Source organism: Streptomyces sp. NPDC002809 (assembly GCF_040295435.1).
In the GTDB taxonomy this organism is placed as follows: Bacteria; Actinomycetota; Actinomycetes; order Streptomycetales; family Streptomycetaceae; genus Streptomyces.
Genome location: NZ_JBEOVJ010000007.1, coordinates 82,298 through 108,725 on the forward strand (window position 1 = coordinate 82,298; position 26,428 = coordinate 108,725).

Genomic DNA, 26,428 nt, shown 5'->3' on the forward strand with positions numbered 1-26,428 from the left:
CTAAGGCCTGCCGTTCCCGGCGGACCGGGGTCGGGCGGCCGGATCAGGCCAGCAGGCCCGAGCTCTTCCACAGCCTGCGTCCCACCCCGTTGAGGACCCCGATGTCGTCGAAGAAGTCCGTCAGCCGCTTGGCACCGGACTGCATGACCTCCGCCCGGTGACCGCTGGCCCTCACCTGGGCCACGGCCTCCTGGCGGTCCAGGCCGACGTTCTCGTACACCTGCGGGTTGACGAAGCAGACGGAGAAGACGCGGGCCGCCTCCCCGCAGCTCACCCGGGTCAGCTCGCGCTCCCAGCGCGGGGCCGTCACCATCTGGCGGCGCAACTCCTCACGGGCGTACCGGACGTGCCGTGCCTCCTCGACCACATGGATGCGGGTCACCCCGCGCACCAGGGTCTGGACGCGCTCGTCGGGGAAGGTCAGCCGCTGCATCCAGTCGAGGATCTCCTCGCCGAGCAGCGTCGCCGCGAACGAACCGGGCGTCGTCGAGACGGTCTTCAGCACCCGGGCGAGGTTGTGGTACCGGCGGGGGACCGGGTAACAGGGCGCCCCGCCCCAGGTGATCATCCGGCCGAACATCATCGAGTGCCTGCACTCGTCGGCTATCTCGGTGAGTGCGTAACGGACGTGGTTGCTGACCACCGGCTTGTCGTAGATGTGGCGGACCAGCAGCTGCATGAGGATGATCTCGAACCAGATGCCGAGGGAGGCGAGCGAGGCGGCCTCGTGCCGGGCCAGCTCCTGGCGCTGCTCCTGCGACATCCTCCTCCACATCGGGGTGTCGTAGAGGGAGATCAGCTCGGGCGGCCAGAACCACTTGCCGTCCTCGACCGCCGCGTCCCAGTCGAGCTCCTTGTCCGGGTCGAAGGAGTGCTTGGCGGAGGCCTCCAGGAGCCGTTCGGCGATCTGCTCGCGGTCGCGGAGGGGGCCGAGTGCGTCGCGGAGCAACTGCACATCGTGTTCGGTCACGGTCGTCATGGCTGGCGCACCTCTCCCATGGGTTACCGACGGTCACTCATTATGAGACTGCCTGTCAGCAAGGCCGTCAATCCCTTGCGCACGACTTGTTGACCCGGCGTCTACCAACGTGTGAACCTGCCAACTGAGCCAGGGTTCAGGTGACTTACCGGAGCAATGCGAGGCGAAGGAGCCGTCCGTGTCGACACACGACCTCTACACCACCGCCCCCGAACAGCCGCTGTGGGCGGTGCCCGCCTCGGGTGCCGCCCGGTTCAGCTGGGACTACGACGACGGCCGTGAGCGTCTCCTCGCCCTGTACCAGAAGGGCAAGGACAAGCAGTGGGACGGCAACAAGCGCATCGACTGGAGCATCGAGGTCGACCCCGCCGACCCGCTGGGCACCCCCGACGAGGCACTCACCCTGTACGGCACTCCGCACTGGGCGAAGATGACCGAGAAGGACCGGGGCGAGCTGCGCAAGCACTACACCTCTTGGCAGTTCAGCCAGTTCCTCCACGGTGAGCAGGGCGCGATGGTCTGCGCGGCCCGGATCGTGGAGTCGGTCCCCGACCTGGACGCCAAGTTCTACTCCGCCACCCAGACCATGGACGAGGCCCGGCACGCGGAGGTCTACGGCCGGTTCCTGCACGAGAAGATCGGAATGCTGTACCCGATCAACGACAACCTCCAGGGGCTGCTGGGCGACACCCTGCGCGACTCGCGCTGGGACATGCCCTACCTCGGCATGCAGGTCCTCATCGAGGGCCTGGCCCTGGCCGCGTTCGGCATGATCCGCGACACCACGACTCAGCCGCTGCCCAAGCAGATCCTCACGTACGTCATGCAGGACGAGGCCCGCCATGTCGCCTTCGGCCGGATGGCGCTGCGCGACTACTACAAGCAGCTGAGCGATGCCGAACTGCGTGAACGCGAGGAGTTCGTCATCGAGGGCTGCTATCTGATGCGCGACCGGCTCAGCGGGGTCGAGGTGCTGGAGAACTTCGGCATCGCCAAGCAGGAGGCGAAGGACCTCTCCGAGCACTCGGAGTTCCTCCAGCTCTTCCGCAAGCTGCTGTTCAGCCGCATCGTCCCGTGTGTGAAGGACATCGGGCTGTGGGGCGAGCGCCTCCAGAAGGCGTACGTCGACATGGGCGTCTTCGACCTCGGCGACTCGAACCTGGACCTGCTGATGGCCCAGGACGAGGAGATCGCCGAACAACTGGACCGGGAGCGCTTCGAGGCCGAGGAGCAGGCGCGGGTGGCGGAGGTCGCGGAGGCGATAGCGGAGGGCGGGGCGGGCCGGTAGGCCCCGTCGGGCCGAGTGTGGGCGGGGCGGACTGGTGGACCCCGTCGGGCCGCGATCACGGACGCGTCGCCCGTGAACACGGCGCGGAACCAGAACCGTTCGACGTCGAGCGCCAGGTGCTGGACGAGCCCCAGGCAGTTCCATCCTGACGGCAGCACGGGCAGCCGCAGCGCCTCGGCGTCGAGCCCTTCGAGGATGCCGAGGACATGGCGGCGCTGCCCGTGCAGGGACGACAGGAGGGCGCGGATCTCGGCGTCGGCGGCCGTCGTTCCCGCGTCGGCCGCGGCCTCGCCCCCGGTCGCGGCCCGGCCCGAGGCTCCGGCTTCCGTTGCGCCCCCGCCCGAGGCCCCGCCGCCGGTGGCAGCCCCGTCCGAGCCTACGGCCCCGGCCCCGGCGTCGCTCGTCGTCATCGTGCGATCTCCCAGATGTGGCCGCCCGGGTCGCGGAAGCCGGCGGTCCGGATGCCCCAGGGCCGGTCCACCGGCCCGTTGAGCAGCGTCACACCGCGGTCGGCCGGCACCTTGCACATGGCATCCACGTCGTCCACGGGGAGCGTGAGCTGCATCCGGGCCCCGGTGTCCGGGCCGGCGACGCCCGCCGGTGAGATCAGCCCGTGCGCGGCGGTGGCCCGCAGCAGATTGATGAGGGTGTTGCCGAAGGTGAAGACCGCCGAGTCGTCGTCCTCGTAGGTCACCGCCAGTCCGAAGACCTCCCGGTAGAACCGCTTGGTCTCCGCCAGATCCTCGGTGAACAGGGTGAGTGCGCTGATGCTGCCCGGCCAGTCCTTCGGGCCGTTCGTGTCTGTCACGGCAGCAACGATCTACGAACTGTCCTGCTCTGTACAGGGGGTTGGGGCAGCCACCGCCCGCTCCACGCAGATCAGCCCCGCCCGCGCGCGGGGCCCAGAGCTCCCTCCACCGCACAGGCCATGGCGAGCAGCGCGGCGTCCGCGCCGCGTCGCGCCACCAGTTGGAGTCCGACCGGGCAGCCGTCCGGGGTGAATCCGGCGGGCACGCTCGCCGCCGGATGCCCACTCAGGTTGAACGCCCAGGTCAGCGCGGTGGAGAAGAGCTCGCCCGGACCGTCGTGGCCGTGCGGCCGGTTGGGGGTGACGGGCGTGAGGAGCAGCGGCGTGCCCGCGAAGAAGGCGTCCAGTCTGCGGTCGTTCTCGCGGCGCAGCTCCCCGAGGTGAGGCGGCACCTCCCCGTTCCGTACGGCCGGCCAGGCCGCCCACGGGTCCAGCAGCTCGCAGCCGCGGTCCGCGAGCCGCACCACGCCCGCCGCGACCAGCCGCCCGACCGCTCCCCGGACCACCGCCGCCACCTCCGGGTCGACGTCCGCGAACCCCAGGCCGGGGCTGTAGGCGGCGGGCAGGGGCAGTTCCGCCGTGGCCGGCACGTAGTCGTCCAGGACGCAGCGCAGATAGGTCTGCGCCCGGGCGGCCGTCCGGGTCAGGACCCCGGCGGAGGCGAGGCCGGAACGGTCGGGGGAGGGCAGCAGCCCGTTGGTCGTCTTCAGCCCGAACACCCCGCACCAGGCGGCCGGGATGCGCACCGAGCCCGCCCCGTCGCTGCCGGTCGCCAACTCCACGAGATCCGCCGCGACCGCCGCCGCCGAGCCCGCCGAGGAGCCGCCCGGCGTCCTGTCGGGCCGCCACGGGTTGACCGTGCGGCCGTGGGTGCCCAGTCCCCAGGTCTTCCAGTACGTGCCGGGCCCCGGCACGGAGGTCGAACCGACCGGGACGCCACCGGCCGCGATCAGCCGCCGGGCGGCGTACGAGCGGATCCCGGTGGGGCCCTTCACCGCGAACGGCAGTCCGGCCAGGGGGAGCCGGGCCGCCGCAGGCAGCCGGGCCGTCGCCTCCTCGTGCCACACGTCGATGAACGCGCAGAGCCGCGGATCCTCCCGCCCGATCGCGGCCAGCACGCCCGCGGCATCCCTGAAATCCGTCACCGGCTCAGTCTTTCAGGGCCTCCTCCATCACGGAACGGGCGATCGGGGCGGCGCTGCCACCGCCACTGATGTCGGCCCGGTCGGCTGACGCGTCCTCGACGACCACGGCGACGGCGACGGCCGGCCTCGCCGATCCTTCCGCCTGCGCCCAGGAGATGAACCAGGCGTACGGCGTACCGGAGTTGTCGACTCCGTGCTGGGCCGTGCCGGTCTTGCCGCCGACCGTCGCCCCGTCGATGGCCGCATTGGTGCCGGTACCTTCCTGCACCACGTCGATCATCATCTGCCGCAGTCGCATCGCCGTCAGCGGATTCATCGCCCGGTGGTACGAGCGCGACCCGGTGGTGTGGACGGTGGAGCCGCTGTGCGTGGTCGTACGGTCGACCAGGTGCGGGTACATGAGGTCGCCGCCGTTGGCCACGGCCGAGGCCACCATCGCCATCTGGAGCGGGGTCGCCGTCGTGTCGAACTGGCCGATCGAGGACAGGGCCAGCTGGTCGTCGCTCATCTCCGTGTCGAAGTTGCTCTTCGCCACCCCGGACGGGATCCTCAGCCCCGCGTCGTTGAAGCCGAACTTCCCGACCGCCTCCACCATGCCGTCCAGCCCGACCTCCACTCCGAGGTGCGCCATCACGGTGTTGCAGGAGACCCGGATCGCCTCGGCCAGCGACGCCTGCTCGCAGCCGCTCGCCTCGTTGGGCAGCGTGGTCGAGGTGCCCGGCAGGACGTAGGGGGAGGGGGTGTCGGTCTCGGCGTCCGGATCGGTGACGACCTCGGCGTCCAGCGCCGCAGCAGCCGTCACGATCTTGAACGTGGAGCCGGGCGGATACGTCTGCCGGATCGCCCGGTTGAGCATCGGCTGGCTCGTGGACGCGTTGAGCTCGCGCCAGGCGTCGGTGACGGACGAACCGGTGCCGGAGAGCAGCCCGGGGTCGTACGACGGGGTCGAGACCAGTGCCAGGATCTTGCCGGTCGTCGGCTCGACGGCCGCCACCGCGCCCCGGCGCCCGCCGAGCCCCTCGTAGGCGGCGCGCTGCATGGAGTCCTTGATCGTGGTGACGACGTCGCCGCCCGGCTGCCGGGCGCGGGTGATCTCGTTCCAGAAGGGGAGGGGGGCGAGCATGGGGTCGGTGCCGGAGAGGATCCCGTCCTCGGCGTGCTCGATCAGGGTGGTGCCGTACGTCTGCGAGGCGTACCCCGTCACCGGCGCGTACAGCGGGCCGTTGCGGTAGGTGCGCTCGTACGCGAGCGGCTCACCGGTGTCCTTCGAGCCGGTGACGGATCTGCCGCCGACCAGGATGTTGCCGCGCGGCTGGTCGTAACGGTCGATCGTGTTGCGGCGGTTGGCGGAGTTGTCGTCGAGCTCGTCGGCGTCGAAGACCTGGATGCGGGCGGCGTTCACCAGGAGTGCCACGAGAAGCAGCAGACAGAACGCGGCGGCCCGCCGGATGTAGCGGATCACGGCGTGGCCCCCTGCGTCGTCGGGTTCGGGTACGGGATCACTGCTCGTCCTCCACGGCCGGTGCGACGACGCCGGTCTCCACCTCGTCGGGGTGGGGTCTGCGGGCCACGTCGCTGACCCGGATGAGCAGCGCCACGATGATCCAGTTGGTGACCACCGAGGAACCGCCCTGCGCGAGGAACGGCATCGCCATGCCCGTCAGCGGGATCAGCCCCATGACTCCGCCCGCGATCACGAACACCTGGAGCGCCAGGATCGAGGCGAGACCGATCGCGAGCAGCCGCCCGAAGGCGTCGCGCAGGGCGAGCCCGGCCCGGTAGCCGCGCGCCACCAGCAGGGCGTACAGCATGAAGACGGCGGTCAGTCCGGTCAGGCCGAGCTCCTCGCCGGCCGTCGCCAGGATGAAGTCGGACTTGGCGGCGAAGCCGATGAGGATGGAGTGGCCGAGCCCCAGCCCGGTGCCGAGCATCCCGCCCGCGGCGAAGGCGAACAGCGACTGCGCGAGCTGCCCGGGGCCCCGGCCCGCGTCGATGGAGGCGAACGGGTCGAGCCAGTCCTGCACCCGGCTGTGCACATGAGGTTCGAAGGAGCCGACGACGAACGCGCCGACGGCGGCCAGCAGCAGCCCGACGGCGATCCAGCCGGTCCGGCCGGTCGCCACGTACAGCAGGATCACGAACAGACCGAAGAACAGCAGCGAGGTGCCCAGATCGCGCTCCAGGACCAGGACGCCGACGCTGATCAGCCAGATCGCCACGATCGGGCCGAGCACCCGGCCGGTGGGGAGCTGGAGCTTCCAGATCCTGCGGCCGGTGTACGCGAGGGCGTTGTGGTTCGCCGCGAGGTAGGCGGCGAAGAAGACGGCGAGCAGGATCTTGGCGAACTCGCCGGGCTGGAAGGAGAATCCGCCGACCCTGATCCAGATCTTGGCGCCGTTCACCGCGGGGAAGAAGATCGGCACGATCATCAGGACGAGGGCGGCGGCGACGGAGAGGTACGCGTAGCGCTGGAGGACCCGGTGGTCGCGCAGGAACACCACCACCGCGATGAAGAACGCGACGCCGAGCGTGGACCAGACCAGCTGGGTGGGCGCCGCCTGGTCCCTCGGTGTCTCCAGATCGAGCCGGTAGATCAGCACCAGTCCCAGGCCGTTGAGCAGGACGGCGATGGGCAGCAGCAGCGGATCGGCGTACGGGGCGCGGAAGCGGACGGCGAGATGGGCGAGGAGGGCGAGCAGCCCGAGGCCGCCGCCGTATCCGGCGACGTCGGGCGGGACCGCGTCGTCGTGGGCCAGACCGACGGCGGCGTAGCCGTAGACGGAGATGAGGACGGCCCCGATGAGGAGCGAGAGTTCTACGCCACGCCGCTTGGGCAGGCGCAGCTCGGGCGGGGGTGCGTCCGCCGTCGTTGCGGTCATGCCACGCAACGTAGCAAGAGGTGGGTGTTATTTCCCTTATGTACTGATGCGGGAGTTCGTGGGGTCCGGGTGCCGTCCGGCCGTCAGGTGCCGGCGGGGGAGTCCGCGAAGTCGGGTGTCGTGCGGCTGTCAGGGTGCCGGCGAGGTCGGGTGTCGTGCGGCTGTCAGGGTGCCGGCGAGGTCGGGTGCCGTCCGGCCGTCAGGGGCCCGCGGGGGAGTCCGGCGGTTCCTCGCCGTCGTCCAGGCGTACGTACTCCGGCAGCGTCAGCCGGGCCACCGCCCCGCCGTCCGGGGCGTTCTCGAAGACCAGCTCGGCGCCCATCACCTCCGCCTGCCCCGCTGCGATGGTCAGCCCGAGGCCGTGCCCCTTCGCGCCGCCCTCCGTGCGGAAGCGCTGCGGGCCGCCCGCGATCAGATAGTCCGGAAAGCCCTCGCCGTGGTCGCGCACGGTCACCACCGGCCCGTCGACCGTCAGCACCACCGGCGGGCTGCCGTGCCGGTGTGCGTTGCCGATCAGATTGCCGAGCACCCGTTCCAGCCGCCGCTTGTCCGTCTCGACCCGCACCGGCGGTCCGTCCGGGGCGACCCCGACCTCGGTGCCGGGACCCGAGGCGCGCGCCACGCGCTCGGCGAGCGGCGCCAGTTCGTGCACGTCGAGGTCGACCTGTTCGGTACGGGCGTCGAGCCGGGAGATCTCCAGCAGGTCCTCCGTCAGCGCGCGCATCGCCCGGACCCGGTCCTGCACCAGCTCCGACGGGCGGCCCGGCGGCAGCAGTTCGGCGGCGGCCGACAGGCCGGTCAGCGGGGTGCGCAGCTCGTGTGCCACATCGGCGGTGAAGCGCTGCTCGGCGACGAGCTTGCGCTGGAGCGTCGAGGCCATGGTGTCCAGCGCCCCGGCGACGATCGCGACCTCGTCCTGCCGGCGCGAGGGGTCGGCCGTGCGGGGGTCGTTGACGCGTGCGTCCAGATCACCCGCACCGATCCGGCGGGCCACCTGTGCGGTCTGGTGCAGCCGCCGGGTGACCCGGGTGACGGAGAAGGCGCCGACGAGCAGCGTGGCGCCGATCGCCAGCAGCGAGGAGCCGACGATCGCCCCGTCCAGGCCGTTGATGGTGCGGGCGCTCTGGCTGTAGTCGGTCTGTGTCGCCAGGGCGTGCCCGTCGGCCGGGGCGGCGGCCCACATCGTGGGGCGGCCGCGGTGGTCGGCGACCATGGTGCCCCGCTCACCGCTCACCGCCAGGGCGCGCAGCGACGCGGGCAGCCCCGGCGGGTCGATCCCGGAACGCGGCGGCAGCGCCCCTCCCGCCTCGTAGGCGGCGGTGGCGTCCTCCAGCCGGGCCAGTGCCTTCTCCCGGGCGTGGCCGACCGTCTGCCGGGTGACCGCGGTGTGCACCAGCACGCCCAGCAGGGCGGCGAGCACGCAGCACATCACGGTGATGAAGACCGCGGACTTCCAGGTGAGCGTCGCGGTCCAGGCGGGCAGGCGCAGCCCCCGCGAGGCGCGGCGGACCCGGGTCGCGCCGGTCCGCCGGGCTTTCACCGGCGCTCCGCGGTGACGGCCGCCGAGGGGGCCGCGGTGCGGGGCGGCGGGGTCGCTCCGGTGGCCGGCGGCTCGGACGGCCGCTCGGAGGGCCGGGCGCTCGCGGTGTGCCGGCCCGGGTCGGCCCGCGGGGTCATCCGCAGGATCTCGTCCTGCGTGGGCAGCATGGCGCGCTGCCGGTCGTCCCAGGACCAGGCCGTGCGGTACTCGTACCCCGTGATGGCCGAGGGCGCCCGCATGATCAGGTCCCGGCCCGCCAGCTCCACGCTGATCACGGCGTCGGACGTCGACATGATCCGGGTGAGCCCGCTGGGCTCGGGCATGTAGACGCGCACGGAGAGCTGGCGGTCGGCCAGCTGGATGCCGAGGACCATCTCGTCCCGGCCGTCGCCCGTCAGATCGCGGAAGTACGGCTTCAGCACCGGGCAGGCTGCGGGCGCGGTCCTGCAGGCGTTGATCCGGCGTACGGTCTCGGCGGGAAGCGCGGCCGTGCCGCTGGACCGGTCCGGACGGGCGTTCAGCCCCGCCTGCACCACTGCCACCGGGTCCAGCCGGTGCACATCACCGCCCGGGACGGTGATCCCCGGGATATGGGCGGTCTCGCCCTCGCCGTAGTCGTACGGGGCGGCGGAGGCGGGCGGCAGCTCCGGCCAGAGGCGGGCGGGACCGATGGCGGCCGGGGCCTGTCCTGCGCTCTTCAGCTCGCCGCCGGTGCCGCAGCCGGCCAGCAGCGCGGCGCCGGTGAGGGCGACGACAGCGCAGGCCGTGCGGCGCCCCGTCCGGTGCTGCGGACGCATGTCTTCCTCCCGTTCCGACGGCCGGCCGGACCGCACGTGCGTGCGGTCCCGGCTCCGTAGACCTTATTCGGAAGGAAGTCCCTTATGCGTATTTAGTGCTGATACGGGTTCTGACCCTGTCCCTGGCCCTGCGTGCCCGGAGCGTATCCCGGCTGCTGCTGGGACTGGCCGAAGGGGTTCCCGTCCTGCGAGGCCACGTGCTGGGCCAGCAGCTGCTCGGCCTGCTCCTTGGGGATCTTCTGCTCGCCGCCGCAGAAGGTGCACTGGGTGGCGTACTTCGTCGAGAAGGGGAACAGCGGGACGAAGAACAGCGTGAACTTCGTCACGCGCTTGCGCAGGGTGTGCGCGGCCGGATTCCCGCACCAGCCGCAGACCAGCGTCAGGACCGCCAGTTGGTAGAGATAGCCTCGCGTGCCGAAAATGATCATGTCGTGGGTCCCTTCCCCGTATTCCCCAGGAGCGCCCGGCGGCAGAGCGCCAGCAGCTTTTCGTCCTCGTATGTGTCGTGGCTGCCGCATCCGCCGTCCATCGCGTTGTGACGGCGTACGGAGGCGAGCTCGGCCTGCAGCACGAGTGCCGCGTCCGACCCTGCACCAGCAGCCCCCGTCCGCGCCAGGCATTCGGCCACCCGAACCCTGACATGACGGTTCTTCTCCCAGGCCGCGAGGAGTACCGGAACGGACTCCTCGGCCCGTCCGGAAACCTCCCACAGAGCGATCGCGGCGTCCACCCGCAGCCACAGCTCCTCGTGCCCCAGCAGCGCCCGCAGCCGCGGGGCGGTCACGGCCGCCTGCGCGCCGAGCCGGCCCAGCGCGCTCGCCGCAGCCCGCCGGTCGCGCGCGTGCTCCGCCTGGAGCCCCTCGATCAGGACCGGCAGGACCGTCCAGGCATCCCCGTCGACGGCCCAGAGCGTCTCGGCGGCCTCCGTGGCCCCCGCCGTACCGGGGCGGCGCATCAGCGCCCGCAGCTCCGGGACCGCGCAGCGTGCCGCGGGCCCGAACGAGCCGAGCGCCCGCAGCGCCGCCGTGCGCAGCCACTCGCCCCGGTACTCCGGCGCCCCGCGCAGGATCCGCAGCACCTCGGGCGCGGCCTCGCCCGCCCGGAGGGCGGTCAGCCCGCCGAGCAGCGGACTCGCCCGGTCGTACGCCTCCTCGTCCAGCCCGACCTCGCTCAGCCGGCGGCGCAGCACACCGGCCAACGGTGCGGCGGCAGGCCCCAGATACCCGATGGCGAACCCCACGTCGTGCGGCACCTCGGGCCGCTCCAGCGCCGCCGCGAGCGCGGGCACCACGCGGGCGTCACCCAGCCGGGCCAGGGCCTTCACCGCACTGCCGAGCCCCGGCGGCCCGCTCGCCCACTCCTTCACCCAGGCACCCGGATCCGCCGCCATCCGGGCCGCCAGCGCGTCCGCCGCGGGTGCGGCCAGGCCGAAGAGCTCCTCCAGGACGTGCGAGGCGGCCTCGGCGAGCTTCGGCTCGTCCGAGGTGAGCTGCTCGCCCACGAGCCGGACGAGCTCCCCGTAGGAACCGCGCCAGGCCCGGATCAGGCCGCTGCTCATCCGGACGGCGTCGATGCGCTGCCCCAGGTCGGGGCTGCACAGCTGATCCGTCAGCAGCGCCGTCCGGTCGGCGACCCGGTCGTCGAGACCGACATGCAGGGTGCGCAGCAGATCGGCCGTCCAGGGCGCCGTACGCCCGGTCCGCTCCTCGGCCGACAGGGCCCGCAGCTGACCCACCAGAGTCACCGGTGCGGTCTCGACGGCGGCATCGGGGTCGCCGTGGGCCCCGATCGTCCGGGCTCCGGGTTCGGGGGACTCCGGGGCCTCGGGGGGCTCGGAGTCCCCGGAGGCGTCCGGTGTCGCGCGCAGCTGTCGCAGCAGACCCGCCCCGGGGTCCCCGGGGGCCGAGCGCAGCTGCCGCAGCAGACCCGCCACCACCCTCACCACATCGCCCGGCAGCGCCTCGGGGGCGCACCGAGCCAGCTGGGCCAGGGCCGCCAGCCGCAGCCCCGGCGGATTCGCCTCGGCCGCCAGCCGGCTCAGCCAGTCGGCGATCCGCCCGGTCAGCGGACCGTGGCGCAGCGCCACCCGCCCCGCGGCCTCGACGAGGGCGAGACGCACCTCGTCGTCCGGTTCGACCGTCAGCCGCTCGCGCAACAGGGTCAGGACGCGGGCCGGACTGCCGTGCAGGGTGGCCAGCGCCAGCGGGGCGGAGACCCGTACGCCGGGGTCCTCGTCGGCCATCAGCGCGAAGAAGACCCCGGCGCCCGCGCTGACGGCCGCCGCCGCCATCGCGTAGTTCGCCGCGCCCTCGGCCTCGTCCTCGCCCTCGGCCTCTCCGATGTCCTCCTCGTCGATGTCGATGCCGCCGATGCTGGTCAGCAGCTCGACGATGCCCCCGCGGTCGGGGACCGCCGGATCGACGACCAGCTCGAAGAGGAAGGGGATGCAGGCGAGCGTGCAGGCGTAGACGTCACCCTGGTGGTGGACGGCCCCGTACATGCCGTCCAGCGCGGCCTCGCGCTCCGCCGGATCGGCGGACGCCAGGCCCCGCAGCAGACCCGGCACATCATCGGCAGGCCCGTAGGCATGCTCCATCGAGGCCCAGTCGACCTCGTCGATCCCCGCGAACACGCCATCGCCTCCCCACGGTTTCCCACGAAGCAGTGTCTGCGCAGAGTGTGCACCACCGCTCGGACAATCCACCCGCCCCATCCCGCCTTTTGCCCTTGGACATGACAACACCTGCGGGGATGAGGTATGCCCCGGCCGCGGAAGCCCTACGGAGTGTCCGGAATCGGCCGCCCCCGGTCCGGCTCGGTGAGCGGCGCGAGCAGATCGCCGTACCGCTCCAGCCGCTGCGCCATGTCGCCCGCCAGAAAGACCAGCTCCCCGGGGCCGCGGCACTCCTCGATCTCCGCCCAGGTGACCGGCGCGGACACGGACGGCTCGGCCCGGGCGCGCAGTGTGTAGGGGGTCGCGGTCGTCTTCGCCGCCGCGTTCTGGCTGAAATCGACGAACACCTTGCCCGGCCGCAGCGCCCGCCTCATCCGGTGCACCACCAGTTCCGGAAGCTCCCGCTCCGCCTGGACGGCGAGCAACTTCGCGTACGCCGACACCCGCTCGGACGCGGTGGGCTCCAGCGGTACGAGCAGATGCAGCCCCTTGGACCCGGACGTCTTCCCGTACGCCTCCAGTCCGTCCGCGGCCAGCCGCTCCCGCAGCCAGAGCGCGACCGTGCAGCACTCCACGACCGTCGCCGGTGTCCCCGGGTCCAGGTCGAACACCATCCGGTCGGCCAGCCCCGGCGTATCGGCCCGCCACTGCGGGGTGTGGAACTCCACCACCAGATTGGCCGCCCACATCAGGGAGGCGAGGTCCTGGACGACGACCTGCCGGGCCTGCTCCTTCTCGTGGTGCGGCACCGGGGCGGTGTGTACCCAGGACGGCGTACCGGGCGGCGGATTCTTCGTGAAGAACAGCTGCCCGTCCGGCCCGTCCGGATAGCGCAGGAAGGACAGGGGCCGGTCCCGCAGATGCGCAAGCAACGCCTCGGCCGCCGTGGCCGCGTAGTAGTGCAGCACCTCGCCCTTGGTGGTGCCGGTGGCCGGATACAGCACCTTGTCCAGGTTGCTGACCGACAGCCGCCGCCCCTCCACCACTGTGATCGGCGTCATACGATAAGAATCACACGAAATATGGATCTGTACGGAGATAACGGATGTAAGGGGTGACCGGTGAGGTCCATTTGGAACGGCGCGATCTCCTTCGGGCTGGTCAGCATCCCGATCAAGCTGGTCAACGCCACCGAGAACCACTCGATCTCCTTCCGTCAGGTCCACCTCACCGACGGCGGCCGCATCCGCTACCGCAAGGTGTGCGAACTGGACGGCGAGGAGCTGACCGCCTCCGACATCGGCAAGGCGTACGAGGAAGCGGACGGCTCGCTGATCCCGATCACCGACGAGGACCTCGGCTCGCTGCCGCTGCCCACCGCCAAGACGATCGAGATCGTCGCCTTCGTGCCTGCCGACACCATCGACCCGCTCCAGATGGACGCGGCGTACTACCTCTCCGCCAACGGCGTGCCGGCCGCCAAGCCGTACACGCTGCTGCGCGAGGCGCTGAAGCGGAGCCAGAAGGTCGCCCTCGCCAAGTACGCGCTGCGCGGCCGGGAGCGCCTCGGCATGCTGCGGGTCGTCGACGACGTGATCGCGATGCACGGCCTGCTCTGGCCGGACGAGATCCGGGCCCCCGAAGGGGTCGCCCCGGAGGCAGACGTGTCGGTCCGGGACGCCGAACTCGACCTCGCGGACGCGCTGATGGACACGCTCGGCGAGGTCGACATGGAGTCGCTGCACGACGACTACCGCGAGGCGGTCGAGGAACTCATCGCGGCCAAGGCCTCCGGCGAGACCCTTCAGCCGGCCGCGGCCGACGAGTCCGGCGGCAAGGTCATCGACCTGCTCGCGGCCCTGGAGAACAGCGTGCGGGCGGCGAAGGAGGCCCGCGGCGAGGACGAGGGCGGGGCGGACGAGAAGGAGGCGCCGCCTGCGAAGGTCACCTCGATCGCGGACCGCAAGGCAGCGGGCTCCACCACCCGCAAGACCCCCACGGGCAAGTCGGTGTCGCGCACCGGGTCCGGCGGGGCCCGGAAGGCCGCTTCCTCGTCGCCCAAGTCCTCGGGTGCGAAGAAGTCCACGGCGAGTACGGGCAAGGCGGCGGCGAAGAAGAGCGCGTCGGGCGGTCGGTCCGGCGCGAAGAAGACCGCGTCGAAGACCGCCACGTCCAGGAGTGCCGCGGCCAAGAAGACGACGGCGGCGAAGAAGCAGGGCGGGACCAGGACCGCCTCGCACAAACGGGCCTCCGCGTAACCGACCTGCACCGGCAGTCGAGGCGGCCCGCGTAACCGAGGTGCCCCTGCCGCGGAGGCAGCGGCTGGAGCACCTCACCACAGGCGTACCGGAAACAGACCGAACGGCCGCCACGGGAACGAATCCCGCGGCGGCCGCCCCCCGTCCTGCCCCCGTCCCGCTCCCGGGTTCAGCGCCTGCGGTACGAGCTCACATAGCCGGAGGCCGGCGTACCGACACCCGTCACGTCGTCGTATCCCCGCACCGCCGACAGCGAGGCGTCCTTGCCGAGGCTCCGCACCGAGGTCCGCAGCCCGTCCACCGCGTCGTACCCGTTGACGAAGTCCACCCGGGCGACCGCGAGATCACGGCCGGCACCCAGCGGGTGGTCCGTCACGTCGTGGTACGCCTTCGTGTGGTAGCGGGCGTAGATCGCCGGGTTGGCGAAACCGATCGGGCGCCCGCGCTGCGCCTGCTGCGCCAGGGCCTGGACACCGGCGATGACCGGGGCCGCCAGCGACGTACCGCCGATGCGGTACTCGTCGTAGCCGAGCGATCCGTCCGGCAGCGTCTGGGTCTGGCCCACGAGGAAACCGGTGTTCGGGTCGGCGACGGCCGCGATGTCCGGAGCCGTGCGCATCCGGGTCTTCCCGTTGGCCTTGGCCAGCGAGTCCGGTACGACGGTGCGCTGGTAGAACGGCTGCTTCACGGTGGAGCTGGTGCCGCCGCCCGCGCCCGAGGTGTAGGCGCCGGGGAAGCCGGTCCAGCTCTTGCCGTCCGCCGCCAGGGGCGCGTTCGTCGTTCCCCAGCCGGTCTCCCACTGGTAGGTGTCGTTCTTGCCGACGGCCAGTGACGTGCCGCCGACGGAGGTCACCCAGGCGGAGTTGGAGGGGACGTCGATCTGCTTGGTGCCGGTGGACGCGACGTTGTCGCCGTCGTCACCGGAGGAGAAGTAGAAGCCGATGCCCTCGACCGCGCCCATCTTGAACACCTGGTCGTAGGCGAGCGCCAGATCGGGTGTCTGGTTGGCCTCGATGTCGCCCCAGGAGTTGGAGACGATGTCCGCGAGCCGGGAGTCGACGACCTTGTTCAGCGAGTCCAGCAGGTCGTTGTCGTAGCAGGACGCGCCGCCCACGTAGACGATGCCGGCGTCCGGCGCGACCGCGTGCACGGCCTCGACGTCGAGGGTCTCCTCGCCGTACCAGCCGGAGGCCCCGCACTCCTCGGTCTTCGTGTAGTCGTCCGGCAGCACCTGGCTGAGCTGCCCGCGCCGGTAGGGCGCGTCGCCGTTGCGCTTCGCGTACTCGGCGGCGTCCTCCGCGATGGTGGGGGAGGCGTACGCGTCGGTGATCGCGACGGTCACCCCCTTGCCGGTGAAGCTGCCGGCCCCGTACGCGGCGCGCAGCTGCTTGCCGGTGTAGCCCTTGACCGCGTACGGCACCTTGGCCCCGTATGCGCTCGGCAGGGTGGAGGCGGTCTTCGACCCGAAGTACGAGGAGAACGGACCCGAGTTGCGGAACACCGCGTCCGGCGGCGGCAGCACCTCGTCGTGACTCGACTTGTGCGGTGCGTTGTCCAGACCCGAGACGGCGAGCACGGCATCGCTCAGCGCGGCCGGCACCGATGCGGTGGAGGCCGGTGCGCGGTAGGTGCGGCCGCCCTTGCGGTAGTTGCGCAGCTGGGTGCTGAACGCCTTCTCCGTCTGCGCCGCTTCACCGGTGGCCGAGACGTAGTGCTGGTCGGCGCCGGTGACGGTCAGTCCGCTGGACCGCAGCCACTGGCTGACCTGGTCGATCTGCTCCTGGGTGGCCCCGAACCGGGCCTGCGCCTGTGCGGCGCTCAGGTACTTCCCGTACGACGGCGACTGCGGGTCGGACACGGCGGCCGCGTAGGAGGCCAGCCCCTTCGCGTCCCGTCCTGCGAGATGAACCCTGACGGCGACCTTCGCACTGTCGGCCGTGGCCCCCTGGTCGGCCGTGGCGGTCGCCCAGGCCGGCTTGGTGCCCTGCAGCGCGTCCCGGCCGCTCGGCGCGGAGTCCGCGCTGGCGTTGGGTATCCCGAGGGCGAGCGCACCGGCGAGCAGCGGCAGTGTCGCTGCCATGCTCAGCCCGGCGCGTCGTCGGGCGCGGCTGATTCTCAAAGTAACCCCCTGCGATGTGGGTCTCGCGTGTGGCGCATGTGCCGAATGATGTGCACATGTAATGCGCCACTCTGGCGAGGAACGCCTCATGTATGGGGCACGTAATGACCAAGAATCAGCCAAGGCGGCCTGGGGCGCCGACGGTTCGCGCCGAATGGGCGGGGATCAGGCGCATTGTCCGGTCACTCCTGACCGGTCCGGATGGCCGGCGACGGGTCAGCCCGCGGCCACCGGGTCCGTCAGCCCGCTGCCGAAGGACGTCGAGGAGGTCACATACGTGCACCCGGTGTACCGGTAGCCGGGCTCGATCTTCGAACCGTCCGCGTAGCTGGTGGCATCGGCCCCGGAGTCGGCGGAGCCCTCGCGGTGCTTGTAGAGGAAGTGGTACTCGCCCGCGGGCAGCCGCAGTGTCACGTGCGGATAGTTCTTCCCCGTGCTCTTGCACGCCCTGAGAGCCCCCGTCGACCAGGAGTACGACGTGCAGCTCCCGCAGCCCTTGATGGCCACCCGGCCCGTGACCGGCCCCGTGTACAGGATCTCGACCCCGTCCGGGGCGTCGTTGGAGATGACGAGCTCCATCCGCGCACCGCCCGGCGCACTCCCGGGCGGCAGCCGCTTCCCGGCCGCCGGCCGGGTGTCGGCTATCTCCGCGGCGATCGCGATGTCCTGGGCCCGTCCCCGGCGCTTGTCTTTCCGGTAGGTATCGGCGAAACCGGTCAGCGTCCTGTGCGCCTCACCGAACTCCTTGTCCTTGAACTCGTCCAGCCCGCAGGCGTAGACGCCGTTCCTGATTCCCCCGTCGGCGTCCTTGGCCAGCGCCGCGATGTCCTTGTCGGGCAACGAGGCCGTCGCCTCCCGCAGTTGGCGCAGCTGCTCCGTCGCCGCGCAGGGGCCGTCGCCGCGCACCGCGCCCGTCCGCGCTGCGATCTCCTTCGAGACGGCCGGCCCGACCTGCCCGGCCTGCGGGGACCCCGGGAACGTACGCAGCAGCTCGCTCAGCGCCCCGCCGCTCGCTCCCGCCGAGCCGTCCCGCAACTGCGAGACCCCGCACACGTACAGGGAATCGGCCAGTGGTTCGTCGGGATACCGGGCCAGGTCGCCCAGCAGCCCGTGATCTATCGAGTCGGGCACCGAACGCAGATAGGTCAGCGGCTCGATGGCCTCGCAGTGCTTCTTCTGTCGGTACGGTGCCGCTATGGCCCGGTAGTACGCGTCTAGCCGCGCCGGTACGAGCTTTCCGGCCCGCGATCCGGCATGGTCCTCACCGAGTTCGCGGTAGACGGCGAGCGCCGAACGGTAGTCCTGCTGAGCCGCCCCGAAGGGTTTGGCCGACGCCGCCTCGACCGAGCGGTCGCCCTCGTCCAGCCGGTCGAGCAGCATCTGCTCGACTGCCTCGTCCTGCGCGGAGCCGTAGTAGACCGCACCGCCGGCAGGCACTGCCAGTAGCACGAGCCCCGCTCCGGCCGCGATCACCGGCCGCCACGACCCGCCCACCGCCGCGCGCCGCGCCGTCCACGCACCGTCGCCCGCGGCGACGGCCAGCACGAGCAGATACCCGGTGACCAGCCCCCCGGACATGCCGTCGGGATCGGCGGGCAGCGCCGCGAGCAGCAGCCAGCCCGTCGCCACCCAGCACAGGAAGGCGCGGAACCACCGGCGCACCAGGACATACCCGAGCCCGAGCCCTGTGAGATTGAGCAGGGCGACGGCCACCGCACGCACCACCGCACCGGGCGGCACCGGCCCCGGCGGCTCCGCGGGCGGCGGCCCGGACGGCCGGTCCGGGGGCACCCATCCGGGCGGCACCTGCCCCGGTGGCGGCGCCTGTGCCGGCCGAGGCGGCACCGCCCACGTCCCGGACTCCGCGCGCTGCTGATCCCCCGACTCCATACGGTCCCCCCACCGTTGAGCCCCGACTCCGTCCCGATGAATCTGCCCACATTCTTCACCGCCCACTCACATCCGAAGGGGGGTGAACCAGGGCGGAATCGGACACCCTGCGCACGCCCTTCGCGCCCCTACGCGCCCCGCGGGCCCCCGAATGCCCGGCCCCGGGACGTGCCGCCCGGTAGGGTGCGAGACACCGCGACTGGCGCGCATCCCCTCCAGGGGATGCTCAGTGGAATCGACCACGAGGGAGCGGTACACCCCGGGCCTGCCCGGGGGCGTCATCGCCGGAGAGCCGTCCGCCTGGGCATCCGGGTCCACGCCGCAGCAATGCGACCGACCCGGGAGGACCCCGTGACCGCATCCGTACCCTCGCACCCCCGCCACCCCGCCCTGGCGGCAGCCGATCCGGAGCTCGCCGCGCTGGTGGCTGCCGAGGAACAGCTCCAGGCCGACACCCTCCGCATGATCCCCAGCGAGAACTACGTCTCCGCGGCCGTGCTCGAAGCATCGGGCACGGTTCTCCAGAACAAGTACTCCGAGGGCTACCCCGGGAAGCGGTACTACGAGGGCCAGCAGATCATCGACCAGGTCGAGACCCTCACGGCCGAGCGGGCCAAGGCGCTGTTCGACATGGACCACGCCAACGTGCAGCCCTACTCGGGCTCCCCGGCCAACCTCGCCGTCTACCTGGCCTTCCTCAAGCCCGGCGACACCGTGCTGGGCATGTCGCTCCCCATGGGCGGCCACCTCACCCACGGCTGGGGCGTCTCGGCCACCGGCACCTGGTTCAACGGCGTCCAGTACGGCGTCCGGCGCGACACCGGCCGGATCGACCTCGACGAGGTCCGTGACCTGGCCCTCGCCGAACGCCCCAAGCTGATCTTCTGCGGCGGCACGGCCGTCCCCCGCGAGATCGACTTCGCGGGATTCGCCGAGATCGCCCGCGAGGTCGGAGCGGTCCTCGTCGCGGACATCGCCCACATCGCGGGCCTGATCGCCGACGGCGCGCACCCCTCACCCGCCCCGCACGTGGACGTCATCTCCACCACCACCCACAAGACCCTGCGCGGCCCGCGCGGCGCGATGCTGCTGAGCCGCGCCGAGCACGCCCGGGCCCTCGACCGCGCCGTCTTCCCGGGCCTCCAGGGCGGCCCGCACAACCAGACCACGGCGGCCATCGGCGTGGCACTCCGCGAGGCCGCCACGCCGGACTTCCGCACCTACGCCCACGACGTCGTGACCAACGCCCGCACCCTGGGCGAGGAACTGGCGGCCCGCGGCTTCGACCTCGTCTCGGGCGGCACGGACAACCACCTGCTGCTGATCGACCTCACGAGCAAGGACGTCCCCGGCAAGACCGCGGCCAAGGCGCTGGACCGCGCCGGAATCGTCGTCAACTACAACACCGTCCCGTACGACCCCCGCAAGCCCTTCGACCCCTCCGGCATCCGCATCGGCACCCCGGCCCTGACCTCACGCGCCATCCCCGCCTCGGAGATGGCGACGGTCGCGGGCTGGATCGACCGCGTGGTCGGCGCGGCCCGCAGCGGCGACGAGTCCACCGTCACGGCGGTCCGCGCCGAGGTGAAGGCCCTGATGGACGGGTACCCGGCGCCGGGGCTGCCGGTGGCCTGAGCCGGCGGGCGCCTGTCAGCCCAGCTCGCCGATGAACGCGCGCCAGGCATCGAGGCCGAAGGCGATCACGGGGCCGGCGGGGCGCTTGCTGTCGCGGACGGGGGCGAGGTGGGGGACGTTGTGCCCCACCTCGACGCACTCGTTGTTGCCACCGCTGTACGTACTGGTGCGCCACCTTGCGCCCGAGAGGTCCGGCGTACTGGGGTGTGCGCTCTTCATGTCGTGTGCTCCTTGGCCCGGCGGTGGATGACAGCGCGGGACTCTGTCGGAGAGAGCGCAGACGTACGCGCGGCATCGAACAGATCTTGGTAGCGGGAGACATCCGCTTCCCGCTCCAGCCACATGGAACCCGACGGGTTATCGGCCAGCACCACGTCGAGCGCCCCCTCCTCGGGAAAACCCAGCACTACGTACGGGCCGAACATACTCGCATGGGCTCCACGGGAGAACGGCAGCACCTGCACGGTCACGTTGGTGTTCTCGGAGCTGGCCAACAAGTGCTTCAACTGCGCGTTCATGACCTCCGAGCCACCGACCTGCTGGAGTAGGACAGCCTCGGAAAGCACTGCCCACATGTGCAACGGCTGCTCGTCCGACAGTCGTTCCTGTCGGGCCAGGCGTACTTGGACGAACTTGTCGATCTCATCCGCGGTCTCCCACTGCCGGGAAGCTACGGTCACGGCGCGAATGTACTCGGGGGTCTGAAGCAGCCCGGGAACGAGCTGAGCCTGAAAGGTGCGGATCGAACCCGCCATCGCCTCCAGGGCGATGTAGTCCCGGTAGGTGTCGGCGAGGACCGACCCGTACTGGTTCCACCATCCCTCCCGACGCCTGCGGTTGGCCTTACGGGCCAGTGCGATCAGGCGATCGCGGATCTCCTGATCGGATACCTCGTAGGCATGCAGCATTGCCGTCAGGTCAGGCAGTCGCACCGCTACGCGCCCGTTCTCGATACGGCTGATCTTGCCCTTGGTGCAGTCGAGCGCCTCTGCCCCTTGGGCGGTGGTCAGCCTCGCGGCTTCCCGCAGCCGGCGCAGTTCATCGCCGAGTTGGCGTCCAAGAACGGTTGATGGAGTGGCGGTGGTGCGCTTCGCAGGCATGAGAACACCTTTAGCAAAGTGACGGCTCGGAGGGGGTGAGGTTACTCGAAAGAGGGAAAATCGGCATGATGCCGGTCGGCAACGTTGCCGATTCGCATGCTGCTCGTCCATTCTGTGGTCACAGGGATGGCGCCGCGCGACATGAACTGCCCATCCCTCCAGGGGATTCCGACCGATGTCGACCTTCTTGGGGCTGCCGTGACTACACCGAACGAAGTGACCTTCAGGCTCTCCCGCTGCCGCAGCAGCGTTCCCGAGGCGAGAGCCGCGCTCCGCGCCAAGCTGGGAGAGTGGCGGGTCGGTCAATCAGTTGGCGACGACGGGGAGTTGGTGCTCTCCGAGCTGGTGACCAACGCGGTACGGGTGCCCGTCCCCGGTGACCGGCTGGTGGGCGTACGCATCGAGTGCCGGGGGAGGGGGGAGTTCCTGCGGCTGGAGGTGAGCGATGCGGGCGCGGGCCGGCCGGAGGTGCAGCGGCCCGGCGAACTGGACAAGAAGGGGCGCGGTCTCCTGCTCGTCGAGGCCCTGGCCCACCGCTGGGGCGTGGACGAACGCCGGGCCGGGATCGGCAAGACGGTCTGGGCGGAACTGCTGGCGCCCGGGGCCGATCCCGCCCCCGCCGAGGAGCAGATCACGGCGGTATCCGTCCGGCCCGGCCAATGCGTACGCGTGTGGGGCGGTTGGCACACGGTCCGCGCGGTCCGGAGCGAGCGGTACGCGTCGGGCGGGCCGGCGATCGTCATCGTCCTGAGCGACGGAGGCCCGGCTTTACGGCTGCACGCGGCCGAGCCGCTGACCGTACGAACGGTGGCCCCGACCGGTCCGGTGATCTCATCGTGAGGGCGCTGTGGAAGAGGCTGCTCCGGCGCCGCCAAGTGCACGACCAGGGTCCGCGATTCACGGGCACACTGGCACAGGTCGTCGACGGCCGATTGGTCGTGATCAGTAGGGCGGGCCGACCTGTTGCGAGGGCGCTGCCACTACGCCCGCAGGTGCGACGGCCGGGCCGGGGCTCGCTCCGGGGCCGTATCCGTATCCCCGCCGACTTCGACTACGCGCACGCCTCGGTGGCCGACGCTCTCGGGATGCGCTGATGCGGCTTCTGCTCGACACCCCCGTGGTGATGTGGTGGATCGCCGACTCGCCACGGCTGTCCGCGTCGTTCAAGGAACTCCTGGAAACCGAACCCGCCGTGTACGTCAGCGCGGTGTCCCCCTGGGAGATCACCGTCAAGCAGTTCCTCGGCAGCTTCGAAGGCCCGGGTGACCTGGCCGAGCAGGTACGGGACCTCCAGTTCAGGGCTCTTCCCATCACGGCCGCGCACGGCGTGCGGGCAGGAAGGCTACCGATGGTGCACACCGATCCCTTCGACCGAATCCTGATTGCTCAGGCGCAGGCCGAAGGGCTGAAGCTGGTCACCCGGAACCGCTGGATCCCGCAGTACGACGTGCAGGTCATGTCGGTCTGACCTGCGCAACTGTCCGGAGCTGCGACGCAAGGGCGTCGTGTGGAGCTGCTTGCCCATGTGACCTGGCACGAGCAAGGCGACGCTACAGAGACCGAACCGGTTCGCCGGTCGGTGCGGCGAGTTCTTTGGTCATGAACACACGGCTGGTGCCCGGTGGATCGCAGGGGACCTCTCCCAGACACCTCCACCCTTGCTTCCGATAGAAGCCGGGGGCCTGGAAGGAGATCGTGTAGAGCACGGCCGTGCGGCAGCCGCGGGTCATGGCCTCCTTCTCGGCCTGCCGAAGGATCACTCTTCCCAGCCCGCTGCCGCGCAGCTGAGGCGGCAGGTAGAAGAGATCGACGAAGAACAGCCCGAGCGAGGTGCGCCCGGTCAGTCCGCCGACCGCCCGGTGCGTTTCGGGGTCACGGACCAGGACGGCGAGCGGTTTACGGTCGGCGATGCCCGTGGTCTCCATGTTGAAGCGGTCCAGCGCGTCGGAGATCACCGTGACGTCCGCCGGGACGGGGGCGTCGGTGACCACGACATCCGTCCGGAGTTCGGGATGTGATGACGCGGTGACAGCCAGGTCGGACGCGGTCATGGATGCTCCGGTACGTGAGCGGAGGCCACGCGGCCTCGCAGGCGGATACGGGTACGGGGGCCGACGAGCCCTGCGCACGTGCCGACGCTAGGACGCGGACGCTTCGACGAACGTCGAAGGGTTGTCGGCGACAATCGGGAACGTGGACATTCAGCGCGCAGGTCAGGACGTGGGCGTAGACCTCGCGGGCGTGGCCGGGCTGCTGGCCGACGGGACCCGGGCCGCCTTCTGCCTGGCGCTGCTCGACGGCCGGGCGTGGACGGCGAGCGAACTCGCCCGCTATGCCGGGGTCGCACCGTCCACCGCCACGTCGCACCTGAACCTTCTCGTGGGTGGCGGACTCCTCGCGGAGGCGCGGCACGGACGCCACCGCTATGTACGGGTGGCCGACCGCAGGGTGGTCGAACTGATCGAGAGTCTGGCTGCGCTGGCCCCGCAGCGCGGTGCCCGACCACGTTCGCTGTCGGCCTCGGGCAGGCAGCAGGCACTGGCCCGTGCGCGACTGTGCTACGACCACCTGGCGGGAGCGGTCGCGCTGGCGATCACCGACGCGATGGTCAAGCGCGGGCTGCTGGAGTGGGGGTCCGAGCCGGGCCTTACCGACAGGGGCGCCCTCTGGCTGGCCGAGGCCGGAATCGAGGTGCCTGGAGGCTCACGTCGACCACCGGTGCGCGCGTGCCTCGACTGGACCGAGCGCCGTCCCCATCTGGCCGGCGCAGTAGGCGCCGCCCTGAGCACCCACGCACTCACCGCGGGGTGGATGACGCGCATCGGCACTACTCGCGCCCTCATCGTGACGCCCGCCGGCCGTCAGGCATGGCACGACCACCTCGGCCTGTCACCAGTCGGCCTCTGACCCCGTGGCGGTGGTCGACTCTCCCGGGATCCCTCGGCTCCGGTCCCGCCGACGCATGTCGGAGTTGGAGCACTATCGTTCGATCGGATGTGCAAACCGACTGGAAGCAGACCGCATGCTGGGCGAGCTGGACGAGTTCTGTATGAAGACGCTTGCCAAATACGGCTGCGCGTCGGCCTCCCTGGCAGTAGTCGAACGCGGTGAGCTCGTGCTCAGCCGGGCTTACGGTCAGGCGGACGTGGCGGGCCAGCAGCCGGCCACGCCGGAGACGGTTTACGGTCTTGCCTCCGTCACCAAGGCATTCACCGCCACAGCCGTCTGCCTGGCCGCCGACGAGGGCCTGCTGGACCTTGATGCCCCGATTCCTGGCGGCTACCAATGGGCAGCGCCGACACCACGCCAGCTACTCCAACACCGTGGCGGTTTCCCGGCGTTCTACAACTTCCACTACGGCACTGGTCCTCTGCCGATCAACCTCGACCGATACCGCGCACTCGTCCGCGAGCCGGGTACCGACTTTGAGTATTCCAACATCGGCTACCACGTGCTGGGCATGTTGTTGGAGGCCGCGTCCGGGCAGGAACTGGGCGTCTTCCTGCACGAGCGGATCGTCGAGCCGTTGGGCCTGGCCAGCTTCGGGTTCGGGCCTGTCCATGCCGGGTCGTCGCCCGTCGCCCAGCGCTACTCGGCCGATGGGCGCGCGTACGCCACCTGCCACAGCGGCCACCCGGCCGCCGGGGCCGGCTGGGCAACTGCCGGCGATGTCGCGCTCTTCGCCGGGACCGCCTCCCGGCTGCTCCGGCCCGCCACCGCCGCGGCCATGTACGACGCAGTGCCGATCAACGACTACCTCGGCTACGGGCTCGGCCGGATAGTTTCGCGCGGCGCCGGGGCCGTGGTCCGCAGCCACGGAGGTGGCATGGGCGGCGTCGCCGCGATGATGATCGATATCCCTGAGCGCGAACTTTCGGCCGCTGTCCTGGCCAACTCCACCAACAAGGCGGCCCGCGACGCCATCGTCGACCATCTGATGGGCACCCTGGCGCCAGGCTTCCACAGCGATCAGCTCAACCCGATCACCGAGCAGACCCGCCCGATGACATTGGCGCAGGACGATTGGGCCGGGAAGATCAGCACTGCGGAAGGAGACATCCCGCTGTGGATCAGGATCCTGGCGGGCAGCCGGGTGGAGGTTCGGCTGGGGGATGGCCCGCCGGTCACCGTGCCGGCCGTCGCCTCCCAGCGTTGGAACCTGCGCGTGAGTGCCCCAGTGCAACTGCCCACCGCCGACGCCCGGCTGAACAGCCCCAGCTTCGGTCTCGAACTGAGCGTCGAGCAGGACCGGCTGGTGGGCCGAGCCATAGCCTTCAAGGACGGCGACCGGGACGGCTGGCTCGGCGCCTACCTGGTTTACCCCTGCGCGCTGCGGTCCCACTGACGCCGGGGCGAGGCCCACCCGCCGGCGGGTGAAGCGATTGGTGCTGGAAGTCGATGGACCCGTCTGCGAGGGGTGACGGCAGCCGCACCGCTTCGGCCGTACACGCGCCCTACCGGCCGCGCGGCGCCGCCGACGGGGGTTACGTCCGGCCCTCACCGGGGGCAAGGAAAAGACCGCCTGAGACGGCAGGGACAAGACCGCATGAAAAAGACCCCCTGCCTGGTGTTTCCACTGGCGAGAGGGTCTTTTCGGCACTTCTTGCGAAGTGCCCCCGGCAGGATTCGAACCTGCGCTCCCGGCTCCGGAGGCCGATGCTCTATCCCCTGAGCTACGGGGGCGTATCGCTGTGTTGCTCTGCGACGGGTGAAACACTACCAGCTTCCGCCGAGTGCCCGTGAACAGGTATTTCCGAGTCGTCGCCGCGGTGGCGGCGGCCCCGCCCCGCTGGTCGCACACACATCCGGCCACCCCGCGCGCCACCCGTCCGGGGACGGAAGTGGGCAAAAGCCGGACGCAGACACTCCGCCCCGCCTACTCTCGAAGGGTGTCAGGGGCGTGCGGCCGCGTGCTTGTTGTCGACGACAACAAGGTCATCCGGCAGTTGATCAGGGTCAATCTCGAGCTGGAGGGCTTCGAGGTCGTGACCGCGGCCGATGGTGTCGAGTGTCTGGATCTGGTGCATCGGGTCAGGCCCGACGTGATCACGCTCGACGTCGTGATGCCCCGGTTGGACGGTCTGCAGACGGCCACCAGACTGCGCTCCGATCCATGCACCCGGCATCTGCCCGTGGCGATCATCAGTGCCTGCACGCCGTACGAGGTGGACAACGGCGTCGCGGCAGGTGTCGACGCGTTCCTCGCCAAGCCCTTCGAGCCGAGCGAGCTGGTGCGGGTCGTACGGCAGTTGATGGAGCGCGGGCGGCCGCCGGTGCTCGACGGCAGGCAGGGGGCCGGGCGGGCGGAGAGTGCCGCCGGCTGACCGGATGGCGAAACGCGTTCGCGAAAGGCCCCCCTTCCTCGCCTACGCTTGT

Annotated in this window: 23 protein-coding genes, 1 tRNA gene and 1 pseudogene; 8 read left to right on the forward strand and 17 right to left on the reverse strand. The window is 71.1% G+C overall.

Annotation, left to right across the window (positions count from 1 at the left end):
* Positions 1–43: 43 nt before the first annotated feature.
* Positions 44–979, reverse strand: a complete 936-nt coding sequence (locus ABT025_RS06890) for an AurF N-oxygenase family protein (RefSeq protein ID WP_350990676.1) — start codon at positions 977–979, stop codon at positions 44–46.
* A 178-nt stretch (positions 980–1,157) separates the two neighbouring features.
* Here ABT025_RS06890 and ABT025_RS06895 point away from each other — a divergent pair, with 178 nt between their 5' ends.
* Entirely contained in the window at positions 1,158–2,267 is a 1,110-nt protein-coding gene (locus ABT025_RS06895) for a ferritin-like domain-containing protein (RefSeq protein ID WP_350990678.1), read from the forward strand.
* Here ABT025_RS06895 and ABT025_RS06900 read toward each other — a convergent pair.
* From ABT025_RS06900 to ligD, 10 genes and pseudogenes are all read right to left on the reverse strand, one after another.
* A pseudogene (locus ABT025_RS06900) lies at positions 2,210–2,515 on the reverse strand (mycothiol transferase); the annotation flags it as partial. The gene ABT025_RS06895 and the pseudogene ABT025_RS06900 overlap by 58 nt on opposite strands.
* A gap of 158 nt (positions 2,516–2,673) precedes the next feature.
* A complete protein-coding gene (locus ABT025_RS06905; RefSeq protein ID WP_350990680.1) occupies positions 2,674–3,075 on the reverse strand; it encodes a VOC family protein in 402 nt (133 codons plus the stop codon).
* A gap of 71 nt (positions 3,076–3,146) precedes the next feature.
* Positions 3,147–4,220 carry an amidase family protein gene (locus ABT025_RS06910; protein WP_350990682.1) on the reverse strand — a complete coding sequence of 358 codons (1,074 nt, stop codon included), beginning with the start codon at positions 4,218–4,220 and terminating at the stop codon, positions 3,147–3,149.
* Between the two features lie 4 nt (positions 4,221–4,224).
* The gene (locus ABT025_RS06915) at positions 4,225–5,682 is read right to left on the reverse strand and encodes a penicillin-binding transpeptidase domain-containing protein (protein ID WP_350990684.1); all 1,458 of its coding nucleotides are present in this window, start codon (positions 5,680–5,682) and stop codon (positions 4,225–4,227) included.
* A gap of 37 nt (positions 5,683–5,719) precedes the next feature.
* Entirely contained in the window at positions 5,720–7,099 is a 1,380-nt protein-coding gene (locus ABT025_RS06920; protein WP_350990686.1) for an FtsW/RodA/SpoVE family cell cycle protein, read from the reverse strand.
* Positions 7,100–7,298: 199 nt separating this feature from the next.
* Entirely contained in the window at positions 7,299–8,639 is a 1,341-nt protein-coding gene (locus ABT025_RS06925; protein WP_350990688.1) for an ATP-binding protein, read from the reverse strand.
* Positions 8,636–9,436, reverse strand: coding sequence for a hypothetical protein (locus tag ABT025_RS06930; RefSeq protein WP_350990690.1), 801 nt, complete (start codon positions 9,434–9,436; stop codon positions 8,636–8,638). The genes ABT025_RS06925 and ABT025_RS06930 overlap by 4 nt, the downstream gene beginning before the upstream one ends.
* 92 nt (positions 9,437–9,528) lie before the next feature.
* Positions 9,529–9,864: a zinc ribbon domain-containing protein gene (locus ABT025_RS06935; RefSeq protein ID WP_350990692.1), complete on the reverse strand. Its 336-nt coding sequence runs from the start codon at positions 9,862–9,864 to the stop codon at positions 9,529–9,531.
* A complete protein-coding gene (locus tag ABT025_RS06940; RefSeq protein WP_350990694.1) occupies positions 9,861–12,068 on the reverse strand; it encodes a HEAT repeat domain-containing protein in 2,208 nt (735 codons plus the stop codon). The genes ABT025_RS06935 and ABT025_RS06940 overlap by 4 nt, the downstream gene beginning before the upstream one ends.
* Positions 12,069–12,214: 146 nt before the next feature.
* Positions 12,215–13,111, reverse strand: coding sequence for a non-homologous end-joining DNA ligase (ligD, locus tag ABT025_RS06945; RefSeq protein ID WP_350990696.1), 897 nt, complete (start codon positions 13,109–13,111; stop codon positions 12,215–12,217).
* Positions 13,112–13,171: 60 nt separating this feature from the next.
* Between ligD and ku the strand changes: the two genes are divergently transcribed.
* Complete coding sequence (gene ku / locus ABT025_RS06950; protein ID WP_350990698.1) at positions 13,172–14,308, forward strand: non-homologous end joining protein Ku; 1,137 nt, start codon at positions 13,172–13,174, stop codon at positions 14,306–14,308.
* 169 nt (positions 14,309–14,477) lie between these two features.
* On the opposite strand, the gene ABT025_RS06955 is transcribed toward ku, so the two are convergent.
* On the reverse strand, positions 14,478–16,388 hold the full coding sequence (locus ABT025_RS06955) for a S53 family peptidase (RefSeq protein WP_350990700.1): 1,911 nt from the start codon (positions 16,386–16,388) through the stop codon (positions 14,478–14,480).
* A gap of 255 nt (positions 16,389–16,643) precedes the next feature.
* Positions 16,644–18,140 (reverse strand): tetratricopeptide repeat protein, encoded by a 1,497-nt coding sequence (locus tag ABT025_RS06960; RefSeq protein WP_350990702.1) that lies wholly within the window; start codon positions 18,138–18,140, stop codon positions 16,644–16,646.
* A gap of 504 nt (positions 18,141–18,644) precedes the next feature.
* Here ABT025_RS06960 and glyA point away from each other — a divergent pair.
* Positions 18,645–19,952: a serine hydroxymethyltransferase gene (glyA, locus tag ABT025_RS06965; RefSeq protein ID WP_350990704.1), complete on the forward strand. Its 1,308-nt coding sequence runs from the start codon at positions 18,645–18,647 to the stop codon at positions 19,950–19,952.
* A gap of 15 nt (positions 19,953–19,967) precedes the next feature.
* On the opposite strand, the gene ABT025_RS06970 is transcribed toward glyA, so the two are convergent.
* Both ABT025_RS06970 and ABT025_RS06975 read right to left on the reverse strand, forming a co-directional pair.
* Positions 19,968–20,171, reverse strand: a complete 204-nt coding sequence (locus tag ABT025_RS06970) for a DUF397 domain-containing protein (RefSeq protein WP_350990706.1) — start codon at positions 20,169–20,171, stop codon at positions 19,968–19,970.
* The gene (locus tag ABT025_RS06975) at positions 20,168–21,052 is read right to left on the reverse strand and encodes a helix-turn-helix domain-containing protein (RefSeq protein WP_350990708.1); all 885 of its coding nucleotides are present in this window, start codon (positions 21,050–21,052) and stop codon (positions 20,168–20,170) included. Before ABT025_RS06975 ends, ABT025_RS06970 begins: the two co-directional genes overlap by 4 nt.
* 216 nt (positions 21,053–21,268) lie before the next feature.
* On the opposite strand from ABT025_RS06975, the gene ABT025_RS06980 reads away from it, so the two are divergent.
* On the forward strand, positions 21,269–21,892 hold the full coding sequence (locus ABT025_RS06980; RefSeq protein WP_350990710.1) for an ATP-binding protein: 624 nt from the start codon (positions 21,269–21,271) through the stop codon (positions 21,890–21,892).
* A gap of 253 nt (positions 21,893–22,145) precedes the next feature.
* Positions 22,146–22,520, forward strand: a complete 375-nt coding sequence (locus ABT025_RS06985; RefSeq protein WP_350990712.1) for a type II toxin-antitoxin system VapC family toxin — start codon at positions 22,146–22,148, stop codon at positions 22,518–22,520.
* An 82-nt stretch (positions 22,521–22,602) separates the two neighbouring features.
* Here the strand turns inward: ABT025_RS06985 and ABT025_RS06990 are convergent, their stop codons facing one another.
* On the reverse strand, positions 22,603–23,103 hold the full coding sequence (locus ABT025_RS06990) for a GNAT family N-acetyltransferase (protein ID WP_350990713.1): 501 nt from the start codon (positions 23,101–23,103) through the stop codon (positions 22,603–22,605).
* A 148-nt stretch (positions 23,104–23,251) separates the two neighbouring features.
* On the opposite strand from ABT025_RS06990, the gene ABT025_RS06995 reads away from it, so the two are divergent.
* Together ABT025_RS06995 and ABT025_RS07000 are read left to right on the forward strand one after the other, a co-directional pair.
* Positions 23,252–23,959, forward strand: a complete 708-nt coding sequence (locus ABT025_RS06995) for an ArsR/SmtB family transcription factor (protein WP_502971898.1) — start codon at positions 23,252–23,254, stop codon at positions 23,957–23,959.
* Between the two features lie 115 nt (positions 23,960–24,074).
* On the forward strand, positions 24,075–25,397 hold the full coding sequence (locus tag ABT025_RS07000) for a serine hydrolase domain-containing protein (RefSeq protein WP_350990715.1): 1,323 nt from the start codon (positions 24,075–24,077) through the stop codon (positions 25,395–25,397).
* A gap of 266 nt (positions 25,398–25,663) precedes the next feature.
* On the opposite strand, the gene ABT025_RS07005 is transcribed toward ABT025_RS07000, so the two are convergent.
* Positions 25,664–25,735: transfer RNA gene (locus tag ABT025_RS07005), tRNA-Arg, on the reverse strand.
* A 227-nt stretch (positions 25,736–25,962) separates the two neighbouring features.
* Between ABT025_RS07005 and ABT025_RS07010 the strand changes: the two genes are divergently transcribed.
* Positions 25,963–26,376 carry a response regulator gene (locus ABT025_RS07010; protein WP_350990717.1) on the forward strand — a complete coding sequence of 138 codons (414 nt, stop codon included), beginning with the start codon at positions 25,963–25,965 and terminating at the stop codon, positions 26,374–26,376.
* Positions 26,377–26,428 lie beyond the last annotated feature (52 nt).

Excerpts from the sequence above, each read along its gene's own strand:
- ABT025_RS06935 (WP_350990692.1), bottom strand. The coding sequence starts at position 9,864 with ATGATCATTTTCGGCACGCGAGGCTATCTCTACCAACTGGCGGTCCTG.
- ABT025_RS06975 (WP_350990708.1), bottom strand. The coding sequence starts at position 21,052 with ATGCCTGCGAAGCGCACCACCGCCACTCCATCAACCGTTCTTGGACGC.
- glyA (WP_350990704.1), top strand. The coding sequence starts at position 18,645 with ATGCGACCGACCCGGGAGGACCCCGTGACCGCATCCGTACCCTCGCAC.
- ABT025_RS06985 (WP_350990712.1), top strand. The coding sequence starts at position 22,146 with ATGCGGCTTCTGCTCGACACCCCCGTGGTGATGTGGTGGATCGCCGAC.
- ABT025_RS07000 (WP_350990715.1), top strand. The coding sequence starts at position 24,075 with ATGCTGGGCGAGCTGGACGAGTTCTGTATGAAGACGCTTGCCAAATAC.
- ABT025_RS06955 (WP_350990700.1), bottom strand. The coding sequence starts at position 16,388 with ATGGCAGCGACACTGCCGCTGCTCGCCGGTGCGCTCGCCCTCGGGATA.
- ABT025_RS06990 (WP_350990713.1), bottom strand. The coding sequence starts at position 23,103 with ATGACCGCGTCCGACCTGGCTGTCACCGCGTCATCACATCCCGAACTC.
- ABT025_RS06930 (WP_350990690.1), bottom strand. The coding sequence starts at position 9,436 with ATGCGTCCGCAGCACCGGACGGGGCGCCGCACGGCCTGCGCTGTCGTC.
- ABT025_RS06970 (WP_350990706.1), bottom strand. The coding sequence starts at position 20,171 with ATGAAGAGCGCACACCCCAGTACGCCGGACCTCTCGGGCGCAAGGTGG.
- ABT025_RS06890 (WP_350990676.1), bottom strand. The coding sequence starts at position 979 with ATGACGACCGTGACCGAACACGATGTGCAGTTGCTCCGCGACGCACTC.
- ligD (WP_350990696.1), bottom strand. The coding sequence starts at position 13,111 with ATGACGCCGATCACAGTGGTGGAGGGGCGGCGGCTGTCGGTCAGCAAC.
- ABT025_RS06920 (WP_350990686.1), bottom strand. The coding sequence starts at position 7,099 with ATGACCGCAACGACGGCGGACGCACCCCCGCCCGAGCTGCGCCTGCCC.